At 64.5% G+C, this 26,490-nt stretch carries 25 protein-coding genes and 2 tRNA genes; 9 read left to right on the plus strand and 18 right to left on the minus strand.

The window, feature by feature from the left end; genetic code table 11:
* Nucleotides 1-41: 41 nt before the first annotated feature.
* Nucleotides 42-1,007 (minus strand): LysR family transcriptional regulator, encoded by a 966-nt coding sequence (locus CLU86_RS10285; RefSeq protein WP_099743500.1) that lies wholly within the window; start codon nt 1,005-1,007, stop codon nt 42-44.
* A gap of 203 nt (nt 1,008-1,210) precedes the next feature.
* Between CLU86_RS10285 and CLU86_RS10290 the strand changes: the two genes are divergently transcribed.
* Both CLU86_RS10290 and CLU86_RS10295 read left to right on the plus strand, forming a co-directional pair.
* Entirely contained in the window at nt 1,211-2,215 is a 1,005-nt protein-coding gene (locus CLU86_RS10290; RefSeq protein ID WP_099741539.1) for a tripartite tricarboxylate transporter substrate binding protein, read from the plus strand.
* A 6-nt stretch (nt 2,216-2,221) separates the two neighbouring features.
* A complete protein-coding gene (locus tag CLU86_RS10295) occupies nt 2,222-3,637 on the plus strand; it encodes a M20 family metallopeptidase (RefSeq protein ID WP_099741540.1) in 1,416 nt (471 codons plus the stop codon).
* Nucleotides 3,638-3,761: 124 nt separating this feature from the next.
* Here CLU86_RS10295 and CLU86_RS10300 read toward each other — a convergent pair whose 3' ends face one another.
* From CLU86_RS10300 to CLU86_RS10345, 10 genes are all read right to left on the minus strand, one after another.
* Nucleotides 3,762-4,823 carry an aldo/keto reductase gene (locus CLU86_RS10300; protein WP_099741541.1) on the minus strand — a complete coding sequence of 354 codons (1,062 nt, stop codon included), beginning with the start codon at nt 4,821-4,823 and terminating at the stop codon, nt 3,762-3,764.
* 261 nt (nt 4,824-5,084) lie between these two features.
* Complete coding sequence (locus tag CLU86_RS10305) at nt 5,085-5,804, minus strand: ABC transporter ATP-binding protein (RefSeq protein ID WP_099741542.1); 720 nt, start codon at nt 5,802-5,804, stop codon at nt 5,085-5,087.
* Nucleotides 5,801-6,559: an ABC transporter ATP-binding protein gene (locus tag CLU86_RS10310; RefSeq protein ID WP_099741543.1), complete on the minus strand. Its 759-nt coding sequence runs from the start codon at nt 6,557-6,559 to the stop codon at nt 5,801-5,803. Before CLU86_RS10310 ends, CLU86_RS10305 begins: the two co-directional genes overlap by 4 nt.
* A complete protein-coding gene (locus tag CLU86_RS10315) occupies nt 6,556-7,572 on the minus strand; it encodes a branched-chain amino acid ABC transporter permease (protein WP_233194928.1) in 1,017 nt (338 codons plus the stop codon). The genes CLU86_RS10310 and CLU86_RS10315 overlap by 4 nt, the downstream gene beginning before the upstream one ends.
* Before the next feature lie 3 nt (nt 7,573-7,575).
* Nucleotides 7,576-8,496 (minus strand): branched-chain amino acid ABC transporter permease, encoded by a 921-nt coding sequence (locus CLU86_RS10320; protein ID WP_099741545.1) that lies wholly within the window; start codon nt 8,494-8,496, stop codon nt 7,576-7,578.
* 200 nt (nt 8,497-8,696) lie between these two features.
* Nucleotides 8,697-9,923 (minus strand): ABC transporter substrate-binding protein, encoded by a 1,227-nt coding sequence (locus tag CLU86_RS10325; protein WP_099741546.1) that lies wholly within the window; start codon nt 9,921-9,923, stop codon nt 8,697-8,699.
* A 59-nt stretch (nt 9,924-9,982) separates the two neighbouring features.
* Nucleotides 9,983-10,351, minus strand: a complete 369-nt coding sequence (andAb, locus tag CLU86_RS10330) for an anthranilate 1,2-dioxygenase ferredoxin subunit AndAb (RefSeq protein WP_233194932.1) — start codon at nt 10,349-10,351, stop codon at nt 9,983-9,985.
* 14 nt (nt 10,352-10,365) lie between these two features.
* Nucleotides 10,366-10,854 carry an anthranilate 1,2-dioxygenase small subunit AndAd gene (gene andAd / locus CLU86_RS10335; RefSeq protein ID WP_099741547.1) on the minus strand — a complete coding sequence of 163 codons (489 nt, stop codon included), beginning with the start codon at nt 10,852-10,854 and terminating at the stop codon, nt 10,366-10,368.
* Nucleotides 10,855-10,865: 11 nt separating this feature from the next.
* Nucleotides 10,866-12,155 (minus strand): anthranilate 1,2-dioxygenase large subunit AndAc, encoded by a 1,290-nt coding sequence (andAc, locus tag CLU86_RS10340; protein WP_233194933.1) that lies wholly within the window; start codon nt 12,153-12,155, stop codon nt 10,866-10,868.
* 201 nt (nt 12,156-12,356) lie between these two features.
* Nucleotides 12,357-13,385 carry an AraC family transcriptional regulator gene (locus tag CLU86_RS10345; protein ID WP_199175112.1) on the minus strand — a complete coding sequence of 343 codons (1,029 nt, stop codon included), beginning with the start codon at nt 13,383-13,385 and terminating at the stop codon, nt 12,357-12,359.
* A 242-nt stretch (nt 13,386-13,627) separates the two neighbouring features.
* Between CLU86_RS10345 and CLU86_RS10350 the strand changes: the two genes are divergently transcribed.
* The 7 genes from CLU86_RS10350 to CLU86_RS10380 all read left to right on the plus strand — a co-directional run bounded on the left by CLU86_RS10350 (nt 13,628) and on the right by CLU86_RS10380 (nt 20,900).
* Nucleotides 13,628-14,536, plus strand: coding sequence for an alpha/beta fold hydrolase (locus CLU86_RS10350; RefSeq protein ID WP_099741548.1), 909 nt, complete (start codon nt 13,628-13,630; stop codon nt 14,534-14,536).
* A 224-nt stretch (nt 14,537-14,760) separates the two neighbouring features.
* Nucleotides 14,761-15,865 (plus strand): peptide chain release factor 2 gene (gene prfB / locus CLU86_RS10355; RefSeq protein ID WP_099655969.1). Its coding sequence is split into 2 segments (ribosomal slippage): nt 14,761-14,841 and nt 14,843-15,865, totalling 1,104 coding nucleotides; the frame shifts between segments, so codons are not numbered across the junction.
* Between the two features lie 121 nt (nt 15,866-15,986).
* Nucleotides 15,987-16,664, plus strand: coding sequence for an HAD family phosphatase (locus CLU86_RS10360; protein ID WP_099741549.1), 678 nt, complete (start codon nt 15,987-15,989; stop codon nt 16,662-16,664).
* Nucleotides 16,648-19,377: an aminopeptidase N gene (pepN, locus tag CLU86_RS10365; protein ID WP_099741550.1), complete on the plus strand. Its 2,730-nt coding sequence runs from the start codon at nt 16,648-16,650 to the stop codon at nt 19,375-19,377. Before CLU86_RS10360 ends, pepN begins: the two co-directional genes overlap by 17 nt.
* A 15-nt stretch (nt 19,378-19,392) precedes the next feature.
* On the plus strand, nt 19,393-20,400 hold the full coding sequence (locus tag CLU86_RS10370; protein WP_099655972.1) for a class 1 fructose-bisphosphatase: 1,008 nt from the start codon (nt 19,393-19,395) through the stop codon (nt 20,398-20,400).
* Nucleotides 20,401-20,412: 12 nt separating this feature from the next.
* Nucleotides 20,413-20,488, plus strand: a tRNA-Thr gene (locus tag CLU86_RS10375).
* A 220-nt stretch (nt 20,489-20,708) separates the two neighbouring features.
* Nucleotides 20,709-20,900, plus strand: coding sequence for a hypothetical protein (locus CLU86_RS10380; RefSeq protein WP_099741551.1), 192 nt, complete (start codon nt 20,709-20,711; stop codon nt 20,898-20,900).
* A 135-nt stretch (nt 20,901-21,035) separates the two neighbouring features.
* On the opposite strand, the gene CLU86_RS10385 is transcribed toward CLU86_RS10380, so the two are convergent.
* The 7 genes from CLU86_RS10385 to rplT form a co-directional block, all read right to left on the minus strand.
* Nucleotides 21,036-21,335: a single-stranded DNA-binding protein gene (locus CLU86_RS10385; RefSeq protein ID WP_099741552.1), complete on the minus strand. Its 300-nt coding sequence runs from the start codon at nt 21,333-21,335 to the stop codon at nt 21,036-21,038.
* A gap of 79 nt (nt 21,336-21,414) precedes the next feature.
* Nucleotides 21,415-21,491, minus strand: a tRNA-Pro gene (locus CLU86_RS10390).
* Between the two features lie 35 nt (nt 21,492-21,526).
* Nucleotides 21,527-21,943, minus strand: coding sequence for a MerR family transcriptional regulator (locus tag CLU86_RS10395; RefSeq protein ID WP_099655975.1), 417 nt, complete (start codon nt 21,941-21,943; stop codon nt 21,527-21,529).
* A gap of 100 nt (nt 21,944-22,043) precedes the next feature.
* Nucleotides 22,044-22,385 (minus strand): integration host factor subunit alpha, encoded by a 342-nt coding sequence (locus tag CLU86_RS10400; RefSeq protein ID WP_099741553.1) that lies wholly within the window; start codon nt 22,383-22,385, stop codon nt 22,044-22,046.
* Nucleotides 22,386-22,398: 13 nt separating this feature from the next.
* On the minus strand, nt 22,399-24,849 hold the full coding sequence (gene pheT, locus CLU86_RS10405; RefSeq protein WP_099741554.1) for a phenylalanine--tRNA ligase subunit beta: 2,451 nt from the start codon (nt 24,847-24,849) through the stop codon (nt 22,399-22,401).
* A 122-nt stretch (nt 24,850-24,971) separates the two neighbouring features.
* The gene (gene pheS, locus CLU86_RS10410; RefSeq protein WP_099655978.1) at nt 24,972-26,024 is read right to left on the minus strand and encodes a phenylalanine--tRNA ligase subunit alpha; all 1,053 of its coding nucleotides are present in this window, start codon (nt 26,022-26,024) and stop codon (nt 24,972-24,974) included.
* Between the two features lie 101 nt (nt 26,025-26,125).
* Nucleotides 26,126-26,485, minus strand: a complete 360-nt coding sequence (gene rplT, locus CLU86_RS10415; protein WP_027475500.1) for a 50S ribosomal protein L20 — start codon at nt 26,483-26,485, stop codon at nt 26,126-26,128.
* Nucleotides 26,486-26,490 lie beyond the last annotated feature (5 nt).

Here is a 26,490-nt window from a genome sequence, read left to right on the forward strand (position 1 = left end):
GCTTGCCCTGCACGGCGCCCCGCGCAGGGGCGCGTCCCGGCTCACCCCGCCTTCGCTGTGGCCTTGGCCACAGCGGCCTTCTTGCGACGCCCCACCTTGCGCGTTCCATATTCGCCAATGGCGGCCACCAAAGTCTCGGTGAACGCCCGTACCAAGGCCGACGGCTCACGTCCCTCGGGTGCCAGCACCTGCAGGCGGCGCTGCTGCAACTGGGCCTCCTCAAACGGCACGGCCACCAGGCGCCCGTCTTCTACCCAATGGGCGGCTGTCAGGTAGCCCGCCAGCACCACGTCCAGCCCCTCCAGCAGGGGCAGCAAGGCCGACGAGAAATTGCTCTCGACGGCGGGCGCATAGCGCAATCCCTGCACGGTGCAACTCAAATCAAACAACTGCCGCCCGGTGATGCTGGCACCGCCCATGAGCAGCGGGTAGGCCACCACATCGGCCACGCGCACGCTGCGCTGGCGGGCCAGCGGGTGGCCCGGCACCACCACGGCATACACCGGGGCCACGGCCGAGTGCAGCACCTGCAGCCCTTTGTCGGGCGCCAGGCTGTACTTGAGGGCCAGGTCCACCTCCCCCCGCAGCAGCAAGGCCGAGGCCTCCTGCGGCACCACCACCTGCAGCTGCATCTGTACCGAGGGGTGCTGCGCCCGGAAAGCAGACATCACGCGGGGCAAGAACCCCACCGCGAAGCCCTCGGTACACGCCACGCGCACCTGCTGTGCCTGCTGGGTGGCCAAATCCTGCAACTGCTGCACCAACCCGTGGGATTGCGCCTCTTGCGCATTGACATGCGCCAGCAGCCGCGCACCAGCGGCCGTAAGGGCCATGCCACGGGGCTGGCGCTCGAACAGCGGCACCCCCACCGAGTCTTCGAGCTTGGCCAACTGGCGACTCACCGCCGACGCTGCCACATGCAAGCGTTGCGCCGCCTGGTTGACCGAGCCTGTGCGCGCCACCTCAAAGAAATACCGCAAAGGCAAACTGAAGAGTGAGAACTGCATGACCATCCTTTGCCCAAAATCGGCGCCATATTGCGTTGCAATAAAGGCAACACTTTTTTGCCTATTCTCTATGAATCAGAACGAATAGCAGGCGCCCATCTTGCGTGTTTCAAGGCTCCAATCGACCCTATGGCATGAAGCACCAAGCAGCAAAAGCCCCAAGCCCGCTGCACAGCCCAAGCCACCACCCCAGGAGCCATTCCATGAAACGCCGCGCCTCACTCACCCTTTTGCTCGCCACCTGTGGCGCCCTGGCCGCTATGGCCAGCAGCGCGCAGCAGCCCAACAGTGCAGCCAGTGCATCCGCCGCCTGGCCGCAGCGCCCCATCCGCCTCGTGGTGCCGTTTCCGCCCGGCGGCGGCACCGATGCCGTGGCTCGGGCCCTGGCGCAAAAGCTGGCCACCCGCCTGGGCAGCCCCGTGGTGGTCGACAACAAACCCGGTGCCTCCACCATCATCGGCACCGAAAGCGTGGTCAAGGCCGAACCCGACGGCTACACCCTGCTGGTGTCTGGCTCCACCAGCTACACCGTCAACGCCGCCCTGCGGCCCAAGCTGCCGTACGACCCGCTCAAAGACCTGGCCCCCGTCGCCATCGTGGCCAAGGCACCGCTGGTGATCGTGGTCAATGCCAGCTCGCCACACAAAGACCTTGCCTCGCTGCTGGCAGCGGCCAAGGCGGCGCCCAAAACCATCAACTACGCCACGTTTGGCTCGGGCTCTGCGCCGCACCTGGTGGGCGCTCTGCTGGAGCAAGCCGCTGGCGTGCGCCTGCAAGACGTGCCCTACCGTGGCAGTGCCCAGGCCATGATGGGCCTGATTGGCGGCGAGATTCAGCTCGCCATCGACACCGTGGCCAGCGCTGCGCCGCATGTGCGATCGGGCAAGCTGCGCGCCCTGGCGATTGCGGGCAATGACCGCTCGCGGGCGCTGCCAACTGTGCCCACCGTGCAAGAGCTGAAGATGCCCGATGCTGCCTTTGACGGCTGGTACGCCATTGCAGCCCCGGCACGCACCCCGGCCGCCATCCTGGCCAAGCTGCAAAAAGAGGTGGACGCCAGCATGCGCGACGCGGGCTTGCAAGAGCAGGTGCGCAACCAGGGCATGGAGCCTGTGTTCATCGGCCCCAAGCCCATGGCAGCCGCCATGGAGGCCGAAATTGGCCGTTACCGCGCCCTGGCGCACCGCGCACAAATCGCAGTGGAGTAAACCCCCATGAGCAGAGAACAACTGATCCGCAGCGTGCAGCAGCACTTTGACGGCGGCGCCTTTGCCACCGACCTGGCCCGCCGCGTGGCCTGGCGCACCGAAAGCGACACCGGCACCGTGCCGCCAGAGCTGCACACCTACCTGACCGAAGAAATGGTGCCCAGCCTGCACGCCCTGGACTTTGACTGCCAGGTGATCGACAACCCGGACCCCAAGGGAGGTCCCCTGCTGTTGGCCCGCCGGGTGGAAGACCCTGCCCTGCCCACCGTGCTCACCTACGGCCACGGCGACGTAGTCAACGGCCAGGAAAGCGGGTGGCGCGAAGGCCTCTCGCCCTGGGCGCTGACGCAAGAGGGCGACCGCTGGTACGGCCGAGGCACCGCCGACAACAAGGGCCAGCACACCGTGGTGCTGACGGCCCTGGCGCACGCCCTGCAAGCCCGGGGCGGCCAACTGGGCTACAACATCACCGTGCTGCTGGAGATGGGCGAAGAAGCAGGCTCGCCCGGCCTGGCCCGCTTTTGCGCAGACCACCGCGAAGCCCTGCACGCCGACCTGTTCGTGGCCAGCGATGGCCCACGCATCAATGTGGAGCGGCCCACCCTGTTCCTGGGCTCGCGCGGGGCCCTCAATTTCTCGCTGACCGTGCGCAGCCGTGACAAGGCCTACCACTCAGGCAACTGGGGCGGCGTGCTGGCCAACCCGGCCACCGTGCTCAGCCATGCGCTGGCCAGCATGGTCGATGCGCACGGGCGCATTCTGGTGCCCGGCCTGCTGCCTGCTGGCGTGCCCGACAAGCTGCGCGCCGCACTCAAGGACGTGGCCATTGGCACAGGCGCGGACGACCCCACCCTCACCCCTGGCTGGGGCGAGCCGGGCCTGACGCCCGCCGAGCAACTGGTAGGCTGGAACACGCTGGAGGTGCTGGCCCTGGGCTCGGGCAATGCGCAGCGGCCCATCAACGCCATCCCTTCGCAAGCCGTGGCGCACTGCCAGCTGCGCTTTGTGGTGGGCACCGACTGGAAGAACGTGCAGGCCACGCTGCGCCAGCACCTGGACGCCCACGGTTTTGAGCAGGTCGAAATCGCCATGGGCATGGTGTGCGGTGCCACGCGGCTGGACCTGGACAACCCTTGGGTGGACTGGACCCTGGCCAGCATGGAACGCAGCGCAGGCCAAAGCGCCACACTGCTGCCCAACCTGGCAGGCTCACTGCCCAACGACATCTTTGCCGACCAACTGGGCCTGCCTACGCTGTGGATTCCCCACTCCTACCCCGCCTGCGCGCAGCATGCGCCCAACGAGCATTTGCTGGGCTCCGTCGCCCGCGAAGGGCTGGCCGTGATGGCCGGGCTGTTCTGGGATTTGGGGGAGACCGCAGGCGTGCCGTGGAAGGAAGGTGCGCTGGCTAACGCAGCCTGAAAGTTGCCCGTTGCCCTCCAAAACTGGCGCGCCCCGCGCCAGGGACACCGAGCAAGGGCCGCCCCGCAGTGAGGGTGTCGTCCCCCTCAGGGGGAAGGCGCCGCAGGCGACTCAGGGGGAGCCATCACAACGCCGGGTCGCGTACTTCCCAGCGAATGGCATCAATGGCCTGCAGCACCTCGGGCGACAGCGTGGTGCCCCAGGCGTTCAGGTCTTCGTCCAGCTGCGCCACAGACGTCACGCCGATGATGGTGCTGGCCACCTGCCACTTGGTGTAGCAAAACGCCAGCGCCAGCTGCGTGGGCGTGAGACCGTTGTCGCGCGCGAGCTGGTTGTAGCGGCGGGCGGCGGCCAGCGCCTCGGGGCGGCCCCAGCGCTGTTTGCGCACCGACTCGTAGCTGGCAATGCGCGCGCCCTGGGGGGCGTTGGGGCCGGTGATACCGCTCTCGTCGTACTTGCCCGTCAGCAGCCCAAAGCCCAGGGGCGAGTAGGCCAGCAGCGACACGTTCAGCCGATGGCAGGTTTCGTCGAGCGCGTTTTCCCAGGTGCGGTTGATGAGGCAGTACGGGTTCTGCACCGTGGCCACGCGCGGCAGACCGTGCTGCTCGGCCAGACGCACAAATTCGTGCACGCCGTAGGGGGTCTCGTTCGAGAGGCCGATGTACCGCACCTTACCCGCCTTCACCAGCCTGGAGAGCGTCTCCAGCTGCTCGTGGATGGGCGTTTGCGAGGTTTCCTTGGCCGGGTCGTAGTACACCGTGCCAAAGGCGGGCACATGGCGCTCGGGCCAGTGGATCTGGTAGAGGTCGATCACATCGGTCTGCAGGCGGCGCAGGCTGGCCTCGCACGACGCCACGATGTCAGCAGGCGTCATGCCCTTGCCCTCGCGCACCCAGGGCATGCCGCGCGAGGGGCCCGCCACCTTGGTGGCCAGCACCAGCTTTTGGCGGGCTCCGGGGTTTTTGGCAAACCAGTTGCCGATGATGGTTTCGGTGGCTCCAAAGGTCTCGGCCTTGGCAGGCACCGAGTACATCTCGGCCGTGTCGATGAAGTTGACGCCCCGTGCCAGCGAGTGGCTGAGGATGGCGTGGGAATCGGCTTCGCTGACCTGTTCACCAAAGGTCATGGTGCCCAGGCAGATGGGGGTGACTTGAAGATCGCTGTGTCCGAGCTGAATGGCTTTCATGGGGTCTCCGTTGGCAAGCCCGCCAGTTTACGGTGTGGCCATATTTGCTGCTGGCATCAGCTTATGCGCCGGGGCGCGGTGCGTGGGTTTGATATGGCGCACCTGGCATTTCAATAAAAAAACAGGCTCTAGCGCTTATCAATCAAGCGCAAGCAGCTATCAAATAAATAGCAAACACACCACAACAGGCCCTCGACATGGCCGCTGTGTGGGCAACGCAACCCTAGGCCTGGCACGCACGTTGGCCTTGCGGTCGTGTCACTACACCGTGAGGTAACGGGCCCACAGGCTGCGGTCTGCGTTCAGGGCATCAGAGTCGCCCTGCCACACCACACGCCCGCGCTCCAGGATCACATGGCGATCGGCCAGACCCATGAGGCGGTGCACGTACTTGTCCACCACCAAAATGGTCTGCCCCGCCGCCTTGAGCGTGCCCAGGCAGCGCCAGATTTCCTCGCGGATCACCGGGGCCAGGCCTTCGGTGGCTTCGTCCAGGATCAAGAGGCGCGGGTTGGTCGACAGTGCCCGGCCAATGGCCAGCATCTGCTGCTCGCCACCCGACAACTGGCTGCCCAGGTGGTGCTGCCGCTCTTTGAGGCGTGGAAACACGCCGTAGATGCGCTCGATGTCCCACGCATCGCGCAGGCCGTTGCGGTGGTCGGCAAAGGCCACCAAGTGCTCGCGCACACTGAGGTTGGGGAACACATGGCGCCCCTCGGGCACGATGGCCAAGCCCAGGCGGGCAATGGCATCGCTGGGCATGCGGGTGGTGGCCTGGCCCGCAAAGCGCACCTGGCCTGCCGTGGGGCGCAGCGCCCCCACCAGGGTCTTGATGGTGGTGCTTTTGCCCATGCCGTTGCGGCCCAGCAGCGATACCACCTCGCCCGCTGCAATCTGCAGGTCCACACCAAACAGCACCTGACTGGCGCCGTAACCCGCCTCCACGGCCTGGCAGTTCAACAAGGGCTCGGGGGTGCTCATGCAGCGGTCTCCAGCGTTTCGGTGCCCAGGTACACGGCCTGCACTTCGGGGTGGTTGCGAATCTCGTCGGGCGTGCCTGCCGTCAGCACCCGGCCATACACCAGCACCGAGATGCGGTCGGCCAGGCGGAACACGGCCTCCATATCGTGCTCGATCAGCAGCACGGCCATGCCCTCGCGCAGGGTCTCGATCAGCTGCACCATCTGCTGCGACTCGTCCGGCCCCATGCCCGCCATGGGCTCGTCCAGCAGCAACAGCTTGGGTGCCGAGGCCAGGGCCAGCGCCACATCCAGCGTGCGCTGCGCACCGTGGGGCAGCGCACCGGCGGTGGCATTCAGGCTGTGCTGCAGCCCCACGCGCTCGGCCAGTTGCTCAGCCTGGGCGTACAGGCCTCGCGCCTGGGCGCGTGGCTGCCAAAACCGAAAGCTGGAGCCGCTGTGCGCCTGCACCGCCAGCAGCAGGTTGTCACGCACACTCTGCTTGGGAAAGATGCGCGTGACCTGAAAGCAGCGCGACAGCCCATGCGCCACGCGCCGGTGCATGGGCAGTGCCGTGATGTCCACACCGCCCAGCACCACCAGGCCCTCGTCCGGCGTGAGCAGGCCCGAGATCTGGTTGACCAGCGTGGTCTTGCCCGCGCCGTTGGGACCAATGAGCGCATGGATTTCGCCGTGCTGCACCGACAGGCTCACATGGTCGGTGGCCAGCAGGCCACCAAAGCGCTTGACCAGGCCCTGTACTTGGAACAGGCTCATGGCTTGCTCCCCTCGCGCAGTTGGCGCAGGCCGCGCAGCCCACCCCATGCCGCCAGCCCCTGGGGCGCATACAGCGCGGTGGCAATCAGCAGCAGCCCCAGCGGCATGTGCCAGTAGTGGGTGTTGAGCTTGAGCACCTCCTCCAGCACCAGCCACACCGCAGCGCCCAGCGGCCCGCCCCAGCGGCGGCCCAGGCCGCCGATGACCACCATCACGATCAGCGTGGCCGATTGTGTCCAGTGCATCATCGACGGGCTCACAAAGCCATTGCCCGTGGCCAGCAGCGCCCCGGCCAAGCCCGCAATGGCCCCGGCCAGCACAAAAGCCGTGAGCTGCAATGCGTACACCGGGTAGCCCAGCGCCCGCATACGGATCTCGTTGTCGCGGATGCCCGCCAGCGCCACGCCAAAGCGCGACTTTGTGGCCCGGTCCATCCACCACAGCACCGCAGCCACCAGCGCCAGCACCACCCAGTACAGCGTGGACTCGTCGGCACTGTTCAGACCCCCGCCCAGCGCGGGCCGCGCCATCAGCGTGTAGCCATCGTCGCCGCCGTAGCTGCGCAGCGACACGAACACGTAGTACAGCATTTGCGCAAAGGCCAGCGTGATCATGATGAAGTAGACGCCCTTGGTGCGCAGCGATACCGCACCAATCACCAGGGCCGCCAGCGCAGCAACCCCCATGGCCGCCGCCCACATCCCCCAGGCCGAGCCCACCCCGGCATCGCTGAGCACCACCACGGCATAGGCCCCCACGCCCATGAACCCCGCATGGCCCAGCGCCACCATGCCGCCAAAGCCCATGATGAAGTTCAGGCTCGCGGCGGCCAGCGCCACCACCAGCACGCGGCGCACAAAGCCGATGTAGAAGTCCAGCCCCAGGGCAGATGCGATGGGCGGAAACACGGCCAGCGCTATCAACAGGGCCAGCGGCAATGCCACCCCCAGCCATCGCGGTGCGGCTGCGCCCGGGGCCGCTACGGCAGCAGAGTTCATCGGTACGTCCGACATGGTTCAGGCCCTTGCAGAGAAAAGCCCCGCAGGGCGAAAGGCCAGCACAGCGGCCATCAGGGCATACATGGCCACCTCGGCAAACAGCGGGCCCAGGTCTGCCGCCAGCGCGGGGGGCAAGGTGGCACGCAACAGCTGCGGCACAAACGCACGGCCCATGGTGTCCACCAGGCCCACCAGCAGCGCGGCCACAAAGGCGCCGCGCACCGAGCCAATGCCCCCAATGACAATAACCACCAGCGCCGGGATGAGGATGGATTCACCCATGCCCACCTGCACCGCCATGATGGGCCCCATAAGTGCGCCCGCCAGCGCCGCCAGCGCGGCACCCAGCACAAAAATGCCGCTGAACACGCGCTTGACGCGCACGCCCATCAGCTCGGCCATCCAGCGGTCTGAGGCACCCGCGCGCACCAGCATGCCCACGCGGCTGTGGTTGACCAGCAAGTACAGCAGCCCCGCCACCAGCACGCCCGCACCCAGCACCACCAGGCGGTACGAAGGGTATGGCAGCCCGGCGAACAGATCCACCGGGCCAGAGAGCGCAGCGGGCGTGGGCGCCATCACGGGCGAGGGGCCCCACACCATCTTCACCGCATCGTCGGCCACCAAAATCACGCCAAACGTGGCCAGCACCTGGGCCAGGTGGTCGCGCCCGTACAGGCGGCGCATCAGCGTCACCTCCAGCAGCACGGCCACCAGCATGGTGGCCGCCACGGCCACCGCCACCGCCCCGGCAAACGAGCCACTGTGCACATGCACCGTGGCCGCCACATAGGCGCCCACCATGAACAGCGAGCCGTGCGAGAGGTTCATCACGTCCATGATCCCGAAGACCAGCGTGAGCCCTGCCGCAATCAAAAACAGCATGAGCCCGTAGCCCGCGCCGTTGAGCAACTGCTCGAAAACAAGTATCGGATTCATCGTGTGGCGTGCATGTGCAAGGTGGATGGCTGGTTCAGATGGGTCACAGCGTATGGATTCGAACTGAATGCATAGGAGCCGTGCGCGCCGAGCTTGCCCAGGCGCCGCGCACGGCCCAAGCAGGCGCTGCCCAGCGGCGGCGGCCCCAGGACTGCGCGACCCCCAGCGGGAGGGCAGGCACGCAGCGGCTCAGGGGGTTGTCACTTCAGAGGACACTGGGCCGAGTAGGCATCGCCGTAGTTCTCCAGCACGGTGCGGATGGTTTTGTTGGTGACGCGGCCCTCAGCGTTCTTGCCCACGGTACGCAGGTAGAAGTTCTGCACGGGGTAGTGGTTGTTGGCGTAGCGGAAGTTGCCACGCACCGAGGGGTACTGCGCCTTGGCCAGGGCCTTGATCAAGGCGTCCTTGTCGCTGACCTTGCCACCTGCGGCCTTGACGGCGGCGTCCATGGCCATGATGGCGTCAAACGCCTGCGCGGCGTACAGCGATGGCGTGCGGCCCGCGTATTCCTTGCGGAAAGCCGACACGAACGCCTTGTTGGCGGCATTGTCCAGGTCGTGTGCCCAGTGGGTGGTGTTGAACAGGCCCAGCATGGGCTCGCCCACGGCGGTGATCACGTCTTCGTCGGCCGAGAAGCCGCTGGTGACCAGCGTGATGTCCTTGGACAGGCCCGCCCCCACAAACTGCTTGATGAAGTTGATGCCCATAGCACCGGGCAGGAAGAAGTACACCGCATCGGGCTTGGCGGCGCGCAGCTGTGCCAGTTCGGTGGCGTAGTCAATCTGCCCCACCTTGGTGAAGATCTCGTCGGCCACCTGGCCCTTGAACTTGCGCTTAAAGCCAGTCAGCGAATCCTTGCCCGCTGGGTAGTTGGGGGCGATCAGCACCATGCGGCCAAACTTCTGGTCGGCGGCAAATTGGCCTGCGGCCTCGTGGAACTGGTCGTTCTGGTAAGCCGTGCCAAAGAAGTACGCATTGCACTGCGCCCCCGCCAACTGGCTCGGCCCTGCATTGCTCGACAGGTACGGCACCTTGGCCGCAAACAAGGTGGGGGCAACGGCCAGGGCCACGTTGCTGGCAATGGGGCCAGTGAACAGGTCGATTTTTTCGCGCTGCACATAACGATCCACCAGTTGCTTAGCCTGGTCGGGGCTGCCCGCCATGTCGGTCTGGATGAACTGTGCGGGCTGCCCGCCCAGCTTGCTGCCTAGTTGCTTGATGGCCAGCGCAAACCCATCGCGCGCCTCGGCACCGGGGCCGGCAAAGGGGCCGGACACATCCAGCGCAATCCCGACCTTGATGGGCGCGGCGGCCGTGCCCTGGGCCTGGGCCGACAAGCAAGCGCTGGTGGCCAGCGCCGCCAGCAGGGTCAGTTGCGCAGCGCGGCGCAGGGCAGGTCCGGAGAAAGGGCGAAATGTGGGGGCCATCGTCTGTCCTGTGGAGTTGAATTTGAAAAAAAGCGATACGCAGTTGGCAACCGCGAATGCTACAGCCCTACTTCGACCCTGCCCGCCACCACGCGCACCGGGAAAGTACGCACCGCTTCGGTGACAGGGGCCTTGCAAGGGGCACCCGTGCGGATGTCAAAGGTGCCCTGATGCAAGGGGCATTCCACGCAGCCGTCTTCGACCCAGCCATCGGACAATTTGGCCGCGCCGTGGGTGCACAGGTCGTGCAGGGCGTACAGCCCCTCACCCTGCCGGAACACGGCCACCGGCAGGCCGCCCGCCACCACGGGCCAGACGGCGCCGTCCGGAAAGTCATCGGGCTCGCCCACGTCGTGCCAGCTTTGGGCAGCGGCGGCGGCTTGGGCCAGCAGGGTCAAAGAGCTCGGGGTTTCGGATTCTGTGTGCATGGATCGACTCGTCATCAAATAGGGGTGGCCAACAGGGTGGGAACGCGCAAGGTGTCGTAGATGACGCGCTTGCTGCGGTAACGCCACTCGCCCTCGTGCTGCACCACCTCGTCCAGGTAAGTGCCCGCCTGGTACACGCTCGAATCGCCCGCCTGGCCGGTGATGACGACGATGTAGCTGGACTGGGTGTGCACCACGCCCTCCTCCACCGCCGTAATGACCAGGCCCGAAGTAGCGTGGCGGTACACATGGTCTTCAAAGATGTTGGCGTTGCGCAGCGAGAGCACACGGTCGCGCAGCATGCCGGCGTTGCGGCAATACACAATGGGCGCGGGCAGGCCTGCGTCGAAGTTCTCTTTGGGGATGATTTCGTAGCGGCAGTCTTCGACAAAGAAGCCGGGCCAGTCTTCGAGCCGGTTGTTGTCCAGCGCGTGCACGTAGCGGTACTGCAGCTCCAGCAGCTCGGTCCACAGCGGCAGTCGTTGTTGTGGTTGTTGGTTCATGCGGTGTTTCCTCAATAGCCCATGAGCTTTTGGTAGCCCACCCAAAAGCGGCGGATCAGGTTTTCGGTGATCACGGTGTCTTGTTGCTCGGGGGCATCGCGCGCCATGGCGATGTAGGAGTGCTTGTCGCCATCGCGCGCAGTGCCGCGCTGCACCAGCTCGGTGGCCTCGGTGTCTTCCATCGAGATGTAGCCCGCGGGCCCCACCAGGTTGGCCTGCAACAGGCGCAGTTCGCGCAGCTCGGGCGTGTCGTCTTCGTAGCCGAAGAAATGGAACACCAGCTCAAAGTTGCTGGGCCCTTTGGCCAGCAGCTGGCGCGCCACCAGGGTGTTGTGGATCTGCTGCACCACCAGCTGCGGAAAGATGGGCTGGATGTGGTTGGTGGTCATCTCGTCAAACTCTTTGATTTGCCCGAGCAGGGCCGGTTCTTCGAGCGCAAAGCCTTCGTCCATCGAGCGGATGTTCTGCGCGCTGTAGGCCGCCGCCGTGTCGGTGTCCACCTCGGGCTTGGTCACGGTGATGATGCTGTGCAGGCCGTGCGTGGCATCGGGAATGGAGCGCGCCTTCATGCCCACGCGAAAGATGTTGAACGTGGTGTGGAACAGGTGCAGCAGGCTCGCGTGGTAGGGGTCCTTCACATTCTCGAAGTACAGCTTCCAGTTCGACTTGGAGTACTGCCGCGTGCAGCCCAGGTACACGATGGGCTTGTGGAAAATGCGGTCGATCCAGGGGCGCATCTGCTCGCCCAGGTAGTCAGGCAGCGGCGGGGTTTGGTCGCTGAAGGTGGCAAACAGCAGGCCCTTGTAGCTGTCCACGCGCAGCTTGTGCAGGTTGTGCTCTTCGGGTTTGAAGTCTTTGGGCATGCCGACCATGCCCTTTTGGCCCCGGCGAAACGGCACACCCTGCAAGTCGCCATTGGCCGCAAAGCTCCACTGGTGGTACACGCAGGTGTGGCTGGCCGCGTTGCCGCGCTTTTCGCGGCACACCATGGCGCCCCGGTGCGCGCAGCGGTTGACCCAGCAGGCCAGGCCCTCGGGGGTGCGGGTGACCACCACGGGCGTATCGCCGATGAAGGTGGACTTGAAGTCGCCCACGTTGGGGATCTCGGCCTCCAGGCCCAGAAAGCTCCACACCGGGCCGCGAAAGATGCGCTCTTGCTCGCGGTCGAATACTTCTTGCGAACTGAAGACGCTGTAGGGCACGCTGGAGCCGTCGGGCTGCGGGAAATGCACCTGCCGCTGTGCCTTGAGCGATGCGGGTGGCGCAATGGGAATCACAGGGACCACGGGGATGTCGGACATGGGCAAACCTCTTCGATGGGGATGCCTTCATGCTAGAAATCGCGGCGCCTGGGCGCTATCCACTATCGGCACGCAAGGCGCTGGGTCTGTCCGCTTCTTGCAAATCTGCGGAGGGGTGCCAATCACCTGCGCATGCGGCAGCCCCACCCCTGCGCAGAACCAAGCGGAAGAACCAATAGAGCAAAGGTGAGACATAGGCAGCTACCCGCCCGCCGTCTGGCTGGGCAGCTCGCCAAAGCGCTCGCGGTAGTAGCTGGAAAAGCGCCCCAGGTGGCCAAAGCCAAACTCCAGCGCTGCATCGGTCACGCACGGGCTGGGCTGCTGCAACAGCCGCGCACGCACGGCATCCAGGCGCCGATTGCGCAGCAGCGCCATGGGCGATGTGCCGTGGTGGCGCTGGCACAGCTGGTTCAGGCCCCGCACACTTACCCCGGCCGCACGGGCCAGGTCTTCCAGCGCCACGGGCGCGCCCAGGCGGTTGAGCAGGTAGGCGTCCAGCCGGTCCAGCCGCCCTGCATCGCTCAGGCTGCCGTGGCTGGCTGGCAGCCCCATCTGCGGTGCGGCGGGCTCGCCACAGTCCTCCTCACGACCCGGCTTAGGCACAGGGAGGGCCTGGGCGCACGATGCCAGGAACAGCGCCACATTGCTCTCCATGTGCTCCACCCAGCGGGCATGCGCGGTGCTTTCTACCGGCTGCTGGCTGACGTGCAGCAGCGACTGCATGAGAAAGTGCCACTGCTGCCCCTGCACGGCCGACAAGGGCACCAGCGGGTGCACAAAGCGCGTGTCATTGAGCAGCGACTCGGGCGCCCAGGCCCGCAGCAGTGGGCAAGGCACCTTCAGGATGAGCTGGCGCGCCCCCTGCTGCCAGCGCATGTGCAGGTTGCGCCGGGGCGCAATCAACGCGGCGGCACCGGCGGGCAGGCGAATGGGCACCCCGTCGGACACCATCTCGGCCACGCCCGAGAGCGACAGGTGCACCAGCACGAAGTCATCGAATGGGCGCGGGCGGATCTCGACCTCCGCACCGTATTGCAGCAGGAACACCTGCAACTGGCGGATGCGGACCTTGGACAGCGCGGTGTCCACCGCCCCGCTGCACCACTTCAGACCATGGTCTGAGAACTCGCGGGCGACCAGGTCATGCGAATCCACCCGCGCGCGCGACGTGAACACCGGCCGCCGCTGCAGGGCGGACAGGTCCAGAGACAGGGCGGGCTGAAGCAGCATGCGACAAGGCCTTTTCGCGGGGGGTGGGCGCAGCGCACTCAGGGGCACCGCTTTGATTTGCGTCAAAACAGCAATTTCCATACCCAATGCCATTGCGCTGGAGGGAAAGTCCACCTATGGATGTCCTGCACCAGCCACCTGCGCGACAGCCCAGCGCCTGCGAGACCGGGGTGCCCGACGTAACATCCCGCCACACCCTGGCTGCACAGCCTTCCCTTTTTTCCGCGATCGCCCCAGCAACGATGTACCAAGCCCTCAAACCCTCGCGCAGCAGCACACTGGCCCTGCGCCACCTGAACTATCACGTCCGCCACTGGGGGCCCGACACCAGTCCGCTGCCCACGCTGGTGCTGCTGCACGGGTGGATGGATGTGGGCGCGTCGTACCAGTTCACGGTGGACGCGCTGCAGCGCGAGCGCCGCATCATCGCGCCCGACTGGCGCGGCTTTGGCCTGACCACCGGCGCGCCGGTAGATCACTATGTGTTTGCCGACTACCTGGCCGACCTGGACCTGCTGCTTGACCATTACGCCCCCGGCGAAGCCGTGGACCTGGTGGGCCACAGCATGGGGGGTAACGTGGCCATGATGTATGCGGGTGTGCGGCCGCAGCGCATTCGCCGTCTCGTCAACCTGGAAGGCTTTGGCATGCCCGCCACGCGGCCCGAGCAGGCACCCAGGCGCTACGGGCAATGGATCGACGAGATCAAGCAACTGCACCAGGGCGATGTGGCCCTGAAAAGCTACGACAGCCAGGACGGCGTGGCCCGCCGCCTGATGAAAACCAACCCGCGCCTGTCCGAAGACAAGGCCCAATGGCTGGCGGGCCACTGGGCACGGCCCAATGCCCAGGGCCAGTGGGCCATCCTGGGCGACCCGGCCCACAAGATCTCCAGCGCCCAGCTGTACCGCCTAGACGAGGCGCTGGCCCTCTACCAACACATCACCGCCCCCGTGCTAGCCGTGGAGGCCAGCGACGACAGCCTGGGCCAGTGGTGGAAAGGCAAATACAGCCTGGCCGAATACCACCAGCGCCTGACCCATGTGCGCGACGCGCGCACCGCCGTCGTGCAGGACGCCGGGCACATGCTGCACCACGACCAGCCGCAGCAAGTGGCACAGCTCATAGAGCAGTTTCTGGACGCCGCCTGAACCACCAGTTAAACCACCAGCAAAGTCACCATGCATCAAAATAGCCTCTAGCGCTTATGCATCAAGCGCTAGCAGCTATCATTTTTGAAAAGGCATCCGAAACATCTGGCAGCCGCCTGCCCCGGCTGTGCAGGCGCAAAGCCCTCCTGGGGACATTGACGGGGCGGATTCACTTCCCATGAGAAAATCGCGGGTTATTCCACAGAACACGCAGGACAAGAACCATGGACGCAGAACGCACCAACCTCATCGGCACCACCCTCGAAGACCTGGCTCTGCGCACGCAAGAGTTACGGAGGTATCTTTGACTTCGATGCCAAATTTGAACGCCTGCGCACGGTAAACGCCTCGCTGGAAGACCCTTCGGTCTGGAACGACCCAAAGAAGGCCCAGGAGCTGGGCAAGGAACAAAAATCGCTCTCAAGCGTGGTCGTCACACTGGAAAAGCTCACCCGCGACTTGGCCGACAACGCCGAGCTGTACGAGATGAGCAAGGAAGAAGGCGATGAAGCCGGCCTGCTGACCATCGAGGCCGAAGTCGCCACGATGCGCACGGCCGTGGAAGAGCTGGAGTTCCGCCGCATGTTCAGCAACGAGGCCGATCCGCTCAACTGCTTCGTCGACATCCAGGCGGGCGCCGGGGGTACCGAGGCCTGCGACTGGGCCAGCATGCTGCTGCGCCAGTACCTCAAGTACGCCGAACGCAAGGGCTTCAAGGCCACCGTCGAAGACGAAACCCCGGGCGACGTGGCCGGTATCAAGAGCGCCACGATCAAGATCGAGGGCGAGTACGCCTTCGGCCTGCTGCGCACCGAAACCGGCGTGCACCGCCTGGTGCGCAAGAGCCCGTTCGACAGCTCAGGCGGCCGCCACACCTCGTTCGCGTCGCTGTTCGTGTACCCCGAAATCGATGACTCCATCGAGATCAACATCAACCCGGCCGACGTGCGCACCGACACCTTCCGCGCATCGGGCGCGGGCGGGCAGCACATCAACAAGACCGACTCTGCCGTGCGCCTGACGCACATCCCCACCGGCATCGTGGTGCAGTGCCAGGACGGGCGCAGCCAGCACAGCAACCGTGATGTGGCCTGGCAGCGCCTGCGCAGCCGCCTGTATGACTTTGAAATGCGCAAGCGCATGGAAGAGCAGCAGAAGCTGGAAGACACCAAGACCGATGTGGGCTGGGGCCACCAGATTCGCAGCTATGTGCTGGACAACAGCCGCATCAAGGACCTGCGCACCAACGTCGAAATCTCGGCCACACAAAAGGTGTTGGACGGCGACCTGGACGCGTTCATCGAAGCCTCGCTCAAGCAAGGGGTGTGATGGGCGCAGCGCACGGCGCCACCCCTGCCCACCGCCTGCGTGCGGTGGGCGCCGCGCCCTCTGGCCGCTGACCTGCCACCGAACCCCACACCCTGCACCCAACCCGCACCCGAAAGGCGGCATGACACCCACCCAAGCCATCATCTTCGACATGGACGGCACCATGATCGACTCCATGCCCTGGCACGCCAAGGCCTGGGTGGAGTTTGCCCGCCGCCGCGACATGGCCCTGGATGTGCCCGACCTCATGGCGCGCACCACCGGGCGCAACGGCACCGAATGCATCCGCGAACTGCTGGGCCGCGAGGTGTCTCAGGACGAGGCCGACGCGCTGACCCGCGAAAAAGAAGACATTTACCGCGCACTGTTTGGCCCGCAATTTGCCGAGGTAGCGGGCTTTCGCCAATTTGCCCAGCAGGTGGCGGGCCGTGGCCTGAAAGTGGCCGTGGGCACGGCGGGCGACATCCACAACGTGGAGTTCGCCATGTCGCGCCTGCAGATGCAGCCACAGCCCTTGGCGGTGGTGCGGGGCGATGAAGGCCTGCCTGGCAAGCCGGAGCCCTCGATCTTCCTGGAAGCCGCCCGCAGGCTGGCCGTGGCGCCAGAGCACTGCATCGTTTTTGAAGACGCCCCCTTTGGCATTGAAGCCGCCCGCCGCGCTGGCATGCGCGCCGTGGCGGTGTGCAGCACGCACAGCCCCGCGCAACTGGCGGGGCCCCATGTGCTGGCCGCCGTGCGCGATTACACCGAACTCATGAACACCGACTTTTTGGAGAGCATCCATGTTGCAACTGTCTAAAGAAGACGGACAGGCCGTGCCTGTAGCCATCCACCGCGAGAACTACACCGCCCCCGCCTACTGGATCGACAGCGTCGAGCTCACGTTCGACCTGGACCCTGCCAAGACCCGCGTGCTCAACCGCATGGTGCTGCGCCGCAACCCCGACGTGGCCGCGCAACCTCTGCGCCTGCACGGCGAAGACCTGAACCTGGCGCGCGTGCTCGTCAACGGCCAGGGCACCTCGTTCAAGATGGACGGCGGCCAGCTGGTGCTGGAGAACCTGCCCGAAGGCAGCGAGCCCTGCGCCATTGAGATTTTCACCACCTGCGCGCCCGCGAAGAACACCAAGCTCATGGGCCTGTACGTGAGCAACGAGTCGTTCTTCACGCAGTGCGAGGCCGAGGGCTTCCGCCGCATCACCTACTTCCTGGACCGCCCGGATGTGATGGCCAGCTACACCGTGACGCTGCGCGCCGACAAGACGCAATACCCCGTGCTGCTCTCCAACGGCAACCTGGTGGACAGCGGTGACCTGGAAGACGGCCGCCACTTTGCCAAGTGGGTGGACCCGCACAAGAAGCCCTGCTACCTGTTCGCCCTGGTGGCGGGCAAGCTGGTGGCGCGCGAGCAAAAGATCCGCACCCGCGCGGGCACAGACCACCTGCTGCAGGTGTATGTGCGCCCGGGCGACCTGGGCAAGACTGAGCACGCCATGAACTCGCTGATGGCCAGCATCGCCTGGGACGAAGCCCGCTTTGGCCTGCCGCTGGACCTGGAGCGCTTCATGATCGTCGCCACCAGCGACTTCAACATGGGCGCCATGGAGAACAAAGGCCTGAACATCTTCAACACGAAGTACGTTCTGGCCAGCGAAGCCACCGCCACCGACACCGACTTCGCCAACATCGAAAGCGTGGTCGGCCACGAATACTTTCACAACTGGACAGGCAACCGCGTGACCTGCCGTGACTGGTTCCAGTTGAGCCTGAAGGAAGGCCTCACCGTCTTCCGCGACCAGGAGTTCAGCATGGACCTGGCGGGCAGCCCCTCGGCCCGCGCCGTCAAGCGCATCGAAGACGTGCGCGTGCTGCGCACCGCCCAGTTCCCCGAAGACGCGGGCCCTATGGCCCACCCGGTGCGGCCCGACAGCTACGTCGAGATCAACAACTTCTACACCGTCACCATCTACGAAAAAGGCTCCGAAGTCGTGCGCATGCAGCACAACATGGTCGGCCGCGACGGTTTTGCCAAGGGCATGAAGCTGTACTTCGAGCGCCACGACGGCCAGGCCGTGACCTGCGACGACTTCGTGCAATCAATAGCCGATGCCAACCCCGCCAGCCCGCTGGCGCAGCACCTGCCGCAGTTCAAGCGCTGGTACAGCCAGGCGGGCACGCCCCGCGTGCGCGCGACCGGGGTGTATGACGCTGCCACGCGCTGCTACGCCCTCACCTTGTCGCAAAGCTGCCCCGCAACGCCCGGCCAGCCGACCAAGGAGCCATTCGTCATTCCGGTGGAGCTGGGCCTGCTAAGCACCTCAGGCGCCCCCCTGCCCTTGCAGCTGACGGGCGAGGCCGCCACTGGCGCCCTGTCGCAAGTGCTGGTGCTGACCGAGGCATCGCAAACCTTCACCTTCACCAACCTCGACAGCGCCCCGGTGCCTTCGCTGCTGCGCAATTTCAGCGCCCCGGTGGTGCTGGACATCGACTACACCGATGCCGAGCTGCTCACCCTGCTGGCGCACGACACCGATGCCTTCAACCGCTGGGAAGCAGGCCAGCGCCTGGCACTGCGCATCGCTATCAATAGCATAGCTTCTAGCGCTGATTTGGCGGACGCCACAGCCACTTCAGAGCCCAAAATCCTGGGCACGGCCTTCGTCGAGGCCATGCGTGCTGTGCTGCGCCATCCCGGCTTGGACGCCGCCTTCAAGGAGCTGGTGCTCACCCTGCCGTCGGAGACCTACATCGCCGAGCAGCTGGACGTGGTGGACCCGCAGCGCATCCACGCCGTGCGCGAAGCCATGCGCACCGAACTGGCGCTGGCCCTGCGCGCCGACTGGGAAGCCGCCTGGGAGCAGCACCAGAACACCGGCGGCTACCAGCCTGACAGCGTCTCCAGCGGTCGCCGCGCCTTGAGCGGCATGGCCCTGCACATGCTGTGCATCGCAGCGCAGATCACGGGCGATGCCGTGTGGCCCGGCAAGGCCTACCAGCGCTTCAAGGACGCGGGCAACATGACCGACCGCTTCAACGCCCTCACGGCCCTGGTGGCCAGCGGCCACGAACTGGCAGCCCCTGCCCTGGCGCGCTTTCATGCGCTGTTCAAGAACGAGCCGCTGGTCATCGACAAGTGGTTTGCCCTGCAGGCGGGCGCGCCCGACCGGGGCGGCAACGTGCTGCCCGCCGTGCGCCAGCTGATGCAGCACCCCGACTTCAGTCTCAAGAACCCCAACCGCGCGCGCAGCGTGATCTTCAGCTACTGCAGTGCCAACCCCGGCGCCTTCCACCGCCTGGATGCGGGTGGCTATGTGTTCTGGAGCGACCGCGTGATTGAGCTGGACGCAATCAATCCGCAAGTGGCCGCCCGCCTGGCCCGCGCACTGGACCGCTGGAAGAAGCTGGCCGAGCCCTGGCGCACCGCCGCCCGCGAAGCCATCGCCCGCGTGGCCGCCCGCGAGGGCCTGAGCAACGACGTGCGCGAAGTCGTCAACCGCGCACTGGCCGAATAAACAAGGAGTCTCCCCATGGCAAAACCCATCAGCCTCACCCGCTACCTGGTCGAACAACAGCGCGTTGACGGCCATATTCCCTCTCAACTGCGCCTGCTGCTGGAAGTGGTGGCACGCGCCTGCAAAGGCATCAGCCAAGCCGTCAACAAGGGCGCGCTGGGCGGCGTGCTCGGCAGTGCCGAGAGCGAAAACGTGCAGGGCGAGGTCCAGAAGAAGCTGGACATCATCGCCAACGAAGTGCTCATTGAAGCCAATGAATGGGGCGGCCACCTGGCGGCCATGGCATCTGAAGAAATGGACGGCATCTACCTGGTGCCCAACCGCTACCCGCAAGGCGAATACCTGCTGCTGTTCGACCCCCTGGATGGCTCCAGCAACATCGACGTGAACGTGAGCATCGGCACCATCTTCAGCGTGCTCAAGAAGCCCGATGACGACCGTGGCGTGGAGGAAGGCGACTTCCTGCAGGCAGGCAACCGCCAAGTGGCCGCGGGCTACTGCATCTACGGCCCGCAAACCACCCTGGTGCTCACGGTGGGCGACGGCGTGGCCATGTTCACCCTGGACCGCGAGCAAGGCTCCTTCGTGCTAACGCAAGAGAACGTGCGCATCCCCGAGGACACCAAGGAATTCGCGATCAACATGAGCAACATGCGCCACTGGGATGAGCCGGTCAAGCGCTACATCGACGAATGCCTGCAAGGCAAGGAAGGCCCGCGCGGCAAAGACTTCAACATGCGCTGGATTGCCTCGATGGTGGCCGACGTGCACCGCATCCTGACCCGTGGCGGCGTCTTCATGTACCCCTGGGACAAGCGCGAACCCAACAAGCCCGGCAAGCTGCGCCTGATGTACGAAGCCAACCCCATGGGCTGGCTGGTAGAGCAAGCCGGCGGTGCCGCCACCAACGGCAAAGGCCGCATCCTGGACATCCAGCCCCAGCAACTGCACGAGCGCGTCAGCGTCATCCTCGGCTCCAAGAACGAGGTGGAGCGGGTCACCAGCTACCATTCGACGCTATAATTTGAGGCTAACGCCGGTGTAGCTCAGTCGGTAGAGCAGCTCATTCGTAATGAGAAGGTCGGGTGTTCGATTCATCTCTCCGGCACCAAATGAAAAGCCCTGATTCGCAAGAGTCAGGGCTTTTTTCATGAGTTTGGGCTGTGCCGACAGGCCACTCGGCCGGTTCTGAAATTCAGTGGGTTGGCGCAAACTTTGTTTGCGAATGGCGGCAAATTGTGGACACTTGGAACGCCCGCTAGGTTGCCACGTGCAGGCGGGCTGCCCACAATTTTCGGGACTCTGCGCACAGCTGGAAAGGCCATCACACCATGCAAAACAGAACCCCCACCGACCGCAGAAGCGGCATCGACCGCCGACAAACGCAAAATGAGCCACCCGCCAGCTATGAGCGGCGCAGAACCATTGAGCCCCGGCAGCCGGAGGTCGTAGAGATCGAGCTGTCGCCCGAAGAGCTCATCGCACTCGGCTTTGACACGGCACCAAAGCCAAACAAACCCTGATTGCCCCCATAGGCTTGCACTGTCGCTGAAAGGCTAGAGACATCGCTGCCTGAAAAATCCCGTAGCTTTTGCCGTACTGACTTAGCAGGCGCTCACTGAAACCCTGTGCTCGCTTTGGGCATGCAGCACCTCCAGTCAGTCTGGACGCACCATCAAGACGCGGTGCACCACCATGTCCAGTGCGGGCTTGGTGTTGCCTTGCTTATCGGTCCAGACCTTGGGGGTCAAAGCACCCGATACGGACACGGCCTCGCCCTCTTGGGCATCGTGCAAAAGCTCGCACACCCTAGGATCAAAGGCGATGAGATTGACGAGCACGCCATCGACATCCACGCCCGTCACACGCAAGCGCGCCACCGTATAGGACTTGCCCGCCTTGTCCACCCGACGCTCGGCAGCGCTCCACAGCCTGCCTGCCACCAAACCATCAATCATCTGATCCTCAACTTCCAGACTGGCTCTGGCCCAAAGCAAAAAAGCCCGGCTCCTTTCGGAACCGGGCTTTTGCTATCAATGGTCGGCGTGGCGGGATTCGAACTCGCGACCCCTTGCACCCCATGCAAGTGCGCTACCAGGCTGCGCTACACGCCGACAAGACTTAGATTATATACACAAAAACAGGGGCTTTAAGAAAGCAGCGCCTTTATCTCCAACAATTCTTGGCGGACAGCGGCGAAGTCCAGAATCTGCTCTTCTCGCAGCGCCGCAGCAGATGGGTCAGCAGGTTCGGCATGCAACGCATCTGGACCATCCTCATCTGCAACAGCACCGCTGTCACGCTCTAGGTGCGTCAGCTCTTGCAACCGGTTGCGTGCGCCGCTGATGGTGAAGCCCTGGTCGTACAGCAGATCCCGTATCCGCCGGATCATCAACACTTCATGGTGCTGGTAATAGCGGCGGTTGCCGCGCCGCTTCATGGGACGCAGTTGCGTGAACTCCTGCTCCCAGTAGCGCAGCACGTGAGGCTTTACGCCGCAGAGTTCAGCGACTTCACCAATGGTGAAGTAACGCTTGGCTGGAATATGAGGAAGCGTTGTGCCCATGAAGGGAAGACCGGTGTACTCGAAAACCGCTTAGCGTACTGCAGAGGCCGCATGGCCGCCAGCGCGAATCCACGGATTCCCATTCAAAACAGGAAAAGGTTCACACGGGCTCTGTCGCGCTGCCCTGAATCTGCTCTTTGAGCTTGCTGCTGGCGTGGAAGGTGACAACCCGCCGTGCCTGGATGGGAATGGCCTCACCCGTGCGCGGATTGCGCCCGGGCCGGGGGGCTTTGGTTCGGATCTGAAAGTTGCCAAACCCCGACAGCTTCACATCCTTGCCCTCGATCAGGCTCTGCACGATGAGGTCAAAGAATGCGTCGATCATGTCTTTGGACTCGCGCTTGTTCAGCCCGATCTGGTCAAACAAAAGGTCTGCCAGCTGAGCCTTGGTCAGCGCGTTGGTCTCTAGGCTGTCGACTGCGAATTCAATCACTTGGGCCATCTCCACGCCAGTATCAAACGCGCAGGCGGCCGCCCGTGCGCGCCACCAGTTGGGCCATGACGGCCTGCACCGCCGCTTCAATCTCGGCTTCAGTCAGCGAAGCCTCGCCACTGCCCAAGGTCAGGCGCACCGCCAAACTCTTTTCACCGGCCGCCACGCCTGCAGTGGTGGATGGCTCTTCGCCGGGCTTCAGCGCCTTGGGACGGTACACGTCAAACAACACGGCAGAGCGCAGCAAGGTGCTTGGCACGGCAGACTCAACCGCCGCCATGACTTCGCTGTGCGTCACACGCTCTGCCACGACGATGGCCAGATCACGCTCCACGGCCTGGTGTTTGGCCACGGCGGTGAAACGGGGCACCGTGCGCAGCAGCACGGCATCCAGCTCCAGCTCGAACATCACGGGCGCCTGGGGCAACTCCCAGGACTGGCGCCATTGCGGATGCAACTCGCCCACAAAGCCCACGGCACGGCCTTGCACCAGCACGCGGGCGCAACGGCCGGGGTGCATGGCAGGGTGCGTTGCGGGCTCAAAGGTGGCGCGCAGCGGCGCCAACAAGGCCTCGACATCGCCCTTGACGTCGAAGAAATCAATACCTTGCTCTTTGCGGCCCCACTGAAGGATGTCACTGGCACCATAGGCCACGCCTGCCACCCGCATGGGCTGGTGAAAGCCCTCGACCGTAGTGTCGGTGTTGGCCACAGAGGCATCGCGCAAAAACACGCGGCCCAGTTCAAACACGCGCACCCGCTCGGCCTTGCGGTCCAGGTTGAACTTGAGCACTTGCAGCAACGAGCCCAGCAAGGTGGAGCGCATCACGCTCATCTGGCTGGCAATCGGGTTCAGGAGCTTGATAGGGTTGGCATTGGCCGCCAACTGCTGCTCCCAGCGCTCTTCCACAAAGCTGAAATTGATGGTCTCTTGGTACCCCAACCCCGCCAGCACGCGACGCACGGCGAACGGGCTGCGCTGGGCCTCGGCACGCAGCTTGGGGGTGATAGGCGCCAAGGGCGGTGTGGTGGGCAGGTTGTTGTAACCCACCATGCGGGCCACTTCCTCGATCAGGTCTTCCTCGATGGCAATGTCAAAGCGGTAGCTGGGCGGGGTTACCGTCACCACACCGTCAGATTCAGACACCGGCAGCCCCAGGCGCTGGAGCGCGTCCACGCACTGTGCCTGGGTCAGTGGCATACCGATGACCTTGGCCGCACGTGCCACGCGCAATGCGACAGGCTGTGCCGTGGGCAGATTGACCGTGTGGTCATCGATGGGGCCGCAAGCCGTATCGGCAGTACCGCAGATATCGAGAACGAGTTGAGTGATGCGCTCGATGTGCTCGACGGTCAGGCTAGGGTCTACACCCCGCTCAAAGCGATGGCCTGCGTCGGTCGAGAAGTTGAAACGGCGCGAACGCCCCGCCACGGCCTTGGGCCACCAGAAGGCGGCTTCGATGTAGATGTGGCGGGTGTCGTCAGACACCGCCGTGGCATCGCCACCCATAATGCCAGCCAGCGATTCGACCTGGCTGTCATCGGCGATCACACCCACCTTGTCATCGACGGTGATCGTGTTGCCATTGAGCAGCTTGAGCTGCTCACCGGCCTTGCCCCAGCGGACTTGCAGGCCACCGTGGATTTTGTCGAGGTCAAAAATATGCGAGGGGCGGCCCAGCTCAAACATCACGTAGTTCGAGATGTCCACCAGTGGCGACACACCGCGCTGACCGCAGCGGGCCAAGCGGTCCAGCATCCATTGGGGAGTGGCAGCGCGCGTGTTCACGTTGCGCACGATGCGACCCGAGAAACGGCCACACAGATCGGGCGCACTCACCTTCACGGGCAGCTTGTCTGCCAGCTGGGCTGGCACGGCCTGGAACGACGGTTGCTGCAATGGCGCACCGGTCAATGCAGACACTTCACGGGCAATGCCGTAGACGCTCAGGCAATGCGCAAGGTTAGGCGTGAGCTTGAGGGTAAAGAGCGTGTCATCCAGATTCAAATGCGCGCGGATGTCCTGACCCACAGGGGCCGATGCGTCCAGCTCCAGCAAGCCGCCGTGGTCTTCCGACAGCTTGAGCTCACGGGCCGAGCACAGCATGCCCTGGCTTTCCACTCCACGCAGCTTGCCCACCTTGATCAGGAAAGGTTTGCCATCGTCGCCCGGGGGCAACTCAGCGCCCACCAAGGCACAAGGCACCTTGATGCCCACACGGGCATTGGGCGCACCGCAGACGATGTTGAGCAAGGCGCCCTGCCCCACATCGACCTGGCACACGCGCAGGCGGTCGGCATCAGGGTGCTGCACAGCCTCCTTGATCTCGCCGACCACGATCTTGGTGAAGGGCGGAGCGACGGGGCGCAGTTCCTCAACCTCCAGCCCCGCCATGGTCAGGGTGTCGGCCAGCTCTTGGGTGGTCAGTGGTGGATTGCAGAATTCGCGCAACCAGGACTCGGGAAATTGCATAGTGAGATTCTTTGGCGTTTGCTCTTAAAAAAGGAGCTGCTGGCGCTTTTCAATCAAGGGTTTCAGAACGAAATGATGTTGAAACCCAATAAATACGTACGCAGCCAGCTCACTTTTTGGCGTTATTGGAACTGCGACAGGAAACGGATGTCACCGTCGAAGAACAGGCGCAGGTCGTTGACGCCATAGCGCAGCATGGTCAGGCGGTCAGGCCCCATGCCGAAGGCGAAGCCGATGTACTTCTCAGGATCGAGCCCCATGTTGCGCACCACGTTGGGGTGCACCTGGCCCGACCCCGCCACTTCCAGCCAACGGCCGGCCAAGGGGCCCGTCTGGAACTGGATATCGATCTCGGCGCTCGGCTCGGTGAAGGGGAAAAAGCTGGGGCGAAAGCGCAGCACCAAGTCATCGCTTTCGAAGAAGGTGCGGCAAAAGTCCGTGAAGATGACCTTCAAATCCTTGAAGCTCACGTTCTCGCCAATCCACAGGCCTTCGCACTGGTGGAACATGGGCGAGTGCGTGGCATCGCTGTCCACACGGTAGGTGCGGCCAGGGGCGATGACACGGATTTCAGGCATGGACTGGCCTGCATCCAGTGCAGCGCGGTGCTTTTTCACATGCTGCACGGCATGGCGAATCTGCATTGGGCTGGTGTGCGTGCGCAGCAGGTTGGGGGCGGTGGCAGTGCCGCCCTCCACGTAGAAGGTGTCGTGCATGGAACGCGCGGGATGGTCTTCCGGCGTGTTCAGTGCGGTGAAATTGAACCAGTCGGTCTCGATCTCGGGGCCTTCGGCCACATCAAAACCCATGGAGCCAAAAATGCCCTCAATGCGCTCCAGCGTGAGCGACACAGGGTGCAAGCCGCCTTGGCCGCGCTGACGACCTGGCAGACTCACATCCAAGGCCTCAGCCTTGAGTTGGGCTTGCAGTTCCGCATCCGCCAGAGCCTGCCGGCGCGCAGTCAGCGCAGCCTCAATCGCTTGCTTGGTCAGGTTGATTGCGGCGCCACGGGACTTCTTCTCTTCGACGGACAGCTGCGCCATCCCCTTCATGAGCTCCGTCACACGGCCTGATTTGCCCAGAAACTGCGCCTTGGCGTTTTCCAGCTCGGCAGGGGTAGCGCTCTGCGCAAACAGCTGCGTTGCGCTTTCGACCAGAGAATCCAACTCGTTCATATCGACTCTTGAAAATAAACAAGGGCTAGTGCCTTTTCAAGCTCTAGCCCTTGCTGTTATTGCGCAAGAAGCTATCAAAATGATAGCCCCTTATCGTGATCTCAAGCAGCCAGCTTGGCCTTGACTTGGTTCACGATGCTGCCGAAAGCAGCCTTGTCGTGCACGGCGAGGTCGGCCAGCATCTTGCGGTCGATCTCGATGGATGCCTTCTTCAGGCCGTTGGCGAACTGGCTGTAAGTCAGGCCCAGTTCACGGGCAGCGGCGTTGATACGGGCGATCCACAACTGGCGGAACACGCGCTTCTTGGTGCGGCGGTCACGGTAGGCATATTGCCCAGCCTTCATTACCGCCTGTTTGGCGATACGGAAGACGTTACCGCGGCGACCACGGAAACCCTTAGCAAGGGCGAGAACTTTCTTGTGACGGGCACGGGCCGTTACACCACGTTTGACGCGAGGCATGTATG

Source organism: Acidovorax sp. 62 (assembly GCF_002754495.1).
Taxonomy (GTDB): Bacteria; Pseudomonadota; Gammaproteobacteria; order Burkholderiales; family Burkholderiaceae_C; genus Acidovorax.

Excerpts from the sequence above, each read along its gene's own strand:
- CLU86_RS10285 (WP_099743500.1), bottom strand. The coding sequence starts at position 1,007 with ATGCAGTTCTCACTCTTCAGTTTGCCTTTGCGGTATTTCTTTGAGGTG.
- CLU86_RS10290 (WP_099741539.1), top strand. The coding sequence starts at position 1,211 with ATGAAACGCCGCGCCTCACTCACCCTTTTGCTCGCCACCTGTGGCGCC.
- CLU86_RS10295 (WP_099741540.1), top strand. The coding sequence starts at position 2,222 with ATGAGCAGAGAACAACTGATCCGCAGCGTGCAGCAGCACTTTGACGGC.
- CLU86_RS10300 (WP_099741541.1), bottom strand. The coding sequence starts at position 4,823 with ATGAAAGCCATTCAGCTCGGACACAGCGATCTTCAAGTCACCCCCATC.
- CLU86_RS10305 (WP_099741542.1), bottom strand. The coding sequence starts at position 5,804 with ATGAGCACCCCCGAGCCCTTGTTGAACTGCCAGGCCGTGGAGGCGGGT.
- CLU86_RS10310 (WP_099741543.1), bottom strand. The coding sequence starts at position 6,559 with ATGAGCCTGTTCCAAGTACAGGGCCTGGTCAAGCGCTTTGGTGGCCTG.
- CLU86_RS10315 (WP_233194928.1), bottom strand. The coding sequence starts at position 7,572 with ATGTCGGACGTACCGATGAACTCTGCTGCCGTAGCGGCCCCGGGCGCA.
- CLU86_RS10320 (WP_099741545.1), bottom strand. The coding sequence starts at position 8,496 with ATGAATCCGATACTTGTTTTCGAGCAGTTGCTCAACGGCGCGGGCTAC.
- CLU86_RS10325 (WP_099741546.1), bottom strand. The coding sequence starts at position 9,923 with ATGGCCCCCACATTTCGCCCTTTCTCCGGACCTGCCCTGCGCCGCGCT.
- andAb (WP_233194932.1), bottom strand. The coding sequence starts at position 10,351 with ATGCACACAGAATCCGAAACCCCGAGCTCTTTGACCCTGCTGGCCCAA.
- andAd (WP_099741547.1), bottom strand. The coding sequence starts at position 10,854 with ATGAACCAACAACCACAACAACGACTGCCGCTGTGGACCGAGCTGCTG.
- andAc (WP_233194933.1), bottom strand. The coding sequence starts at position 12,155 with ATGTCCGACATCCCCGTGGTCCCTGTGATTCCCATTGCGCCACCCGCA.
- CLU86_RS10345 (WP_199175112.1), bottom strand. The coding sequence starts at position 13,385 with ATGCTGCTTCAGCCCGCCCTGTCTCTGGACCTGTCCGCCCTGCAGCGG.
- CLU86_RS10350 (WP_099741548.1), top strand. The coding sequence starts at position 13,628 with ATGTACCAAGCCCTCAAACCCTCGCGCAGCAGCACACTGGCCCTGCGC.
- CLU86_RS10360 (WP_099741549.1), top strand. The coding sequence starts at position 15,987 with ATGACACCCACCCAAGCCATCATCTTCGACATGGACGGCACCATGATC.
- pepN (WP_099741550.1), top strand. The coding sequence starts at position 16,648 with ATGTTGCAACTGTCTAAAGAAGACGGACAGGCCGTGCCTGTAGCCATC.
- CLU86_RS10370 (WP_099655972.1), top strand. The coding sequence starts at position 19,393 with ATGGCAAAACCCATCAGCCTCACCCGCTACCTGGTCGAACAACAGCGC.
- CLU86_RS10380 (WP_099741551.1), top strand. The coding sequence starts at position 20,709 with ATGCAAAACAGAACCCCCACCGACCGCAGAAGCGGCATCGACCGCCGA.
- CLU86_RS10385 (WP_099741552.1), bottom strand. The coding sequence starts at position 21,335 with ATGATTGATGGTTTGGTGGCAGGCAGGCTGTGGAGCGCTGCCGAGCGT.
- CLU86_RS10395 (WP_099655975.1), bottom strand. The coding sequence starts at position 21,943 with ATGGGCACAACGCTTCCTCATATTCCAGCCAAGCGTTACTTCACCATT.
- CLU86_RS10400 (WP_099741553.1), bottom strand. The coding sequence starts at position 22,385 with ATGGCCCAAGTGATTGAATTCGCAGTCGACAGCCTAGAGACCAACGCG.
- pheT (WP_099741554.1), bottom strand. The coding sequence starts at position 24,849 with ATGCAATTTCCCGAGTCCTGGTTGCGCGAATTCTGCAATCCACCACTG.
- pheS (WP_099655978.1), bottom strand. The coding sequence starts at position 26,024 with ATGAACGAGTTGGATTCTCTGGTCGAAAGCGCAACGCAGCTGTTTGCG.
- rplT (WP_027475500.1), bottom strand. The coding sequence starts at position 26,485 with ATGCCTCGCGTCAAACGTGGTGTAACGGCCCGTGCCCGTCACAAGAAA.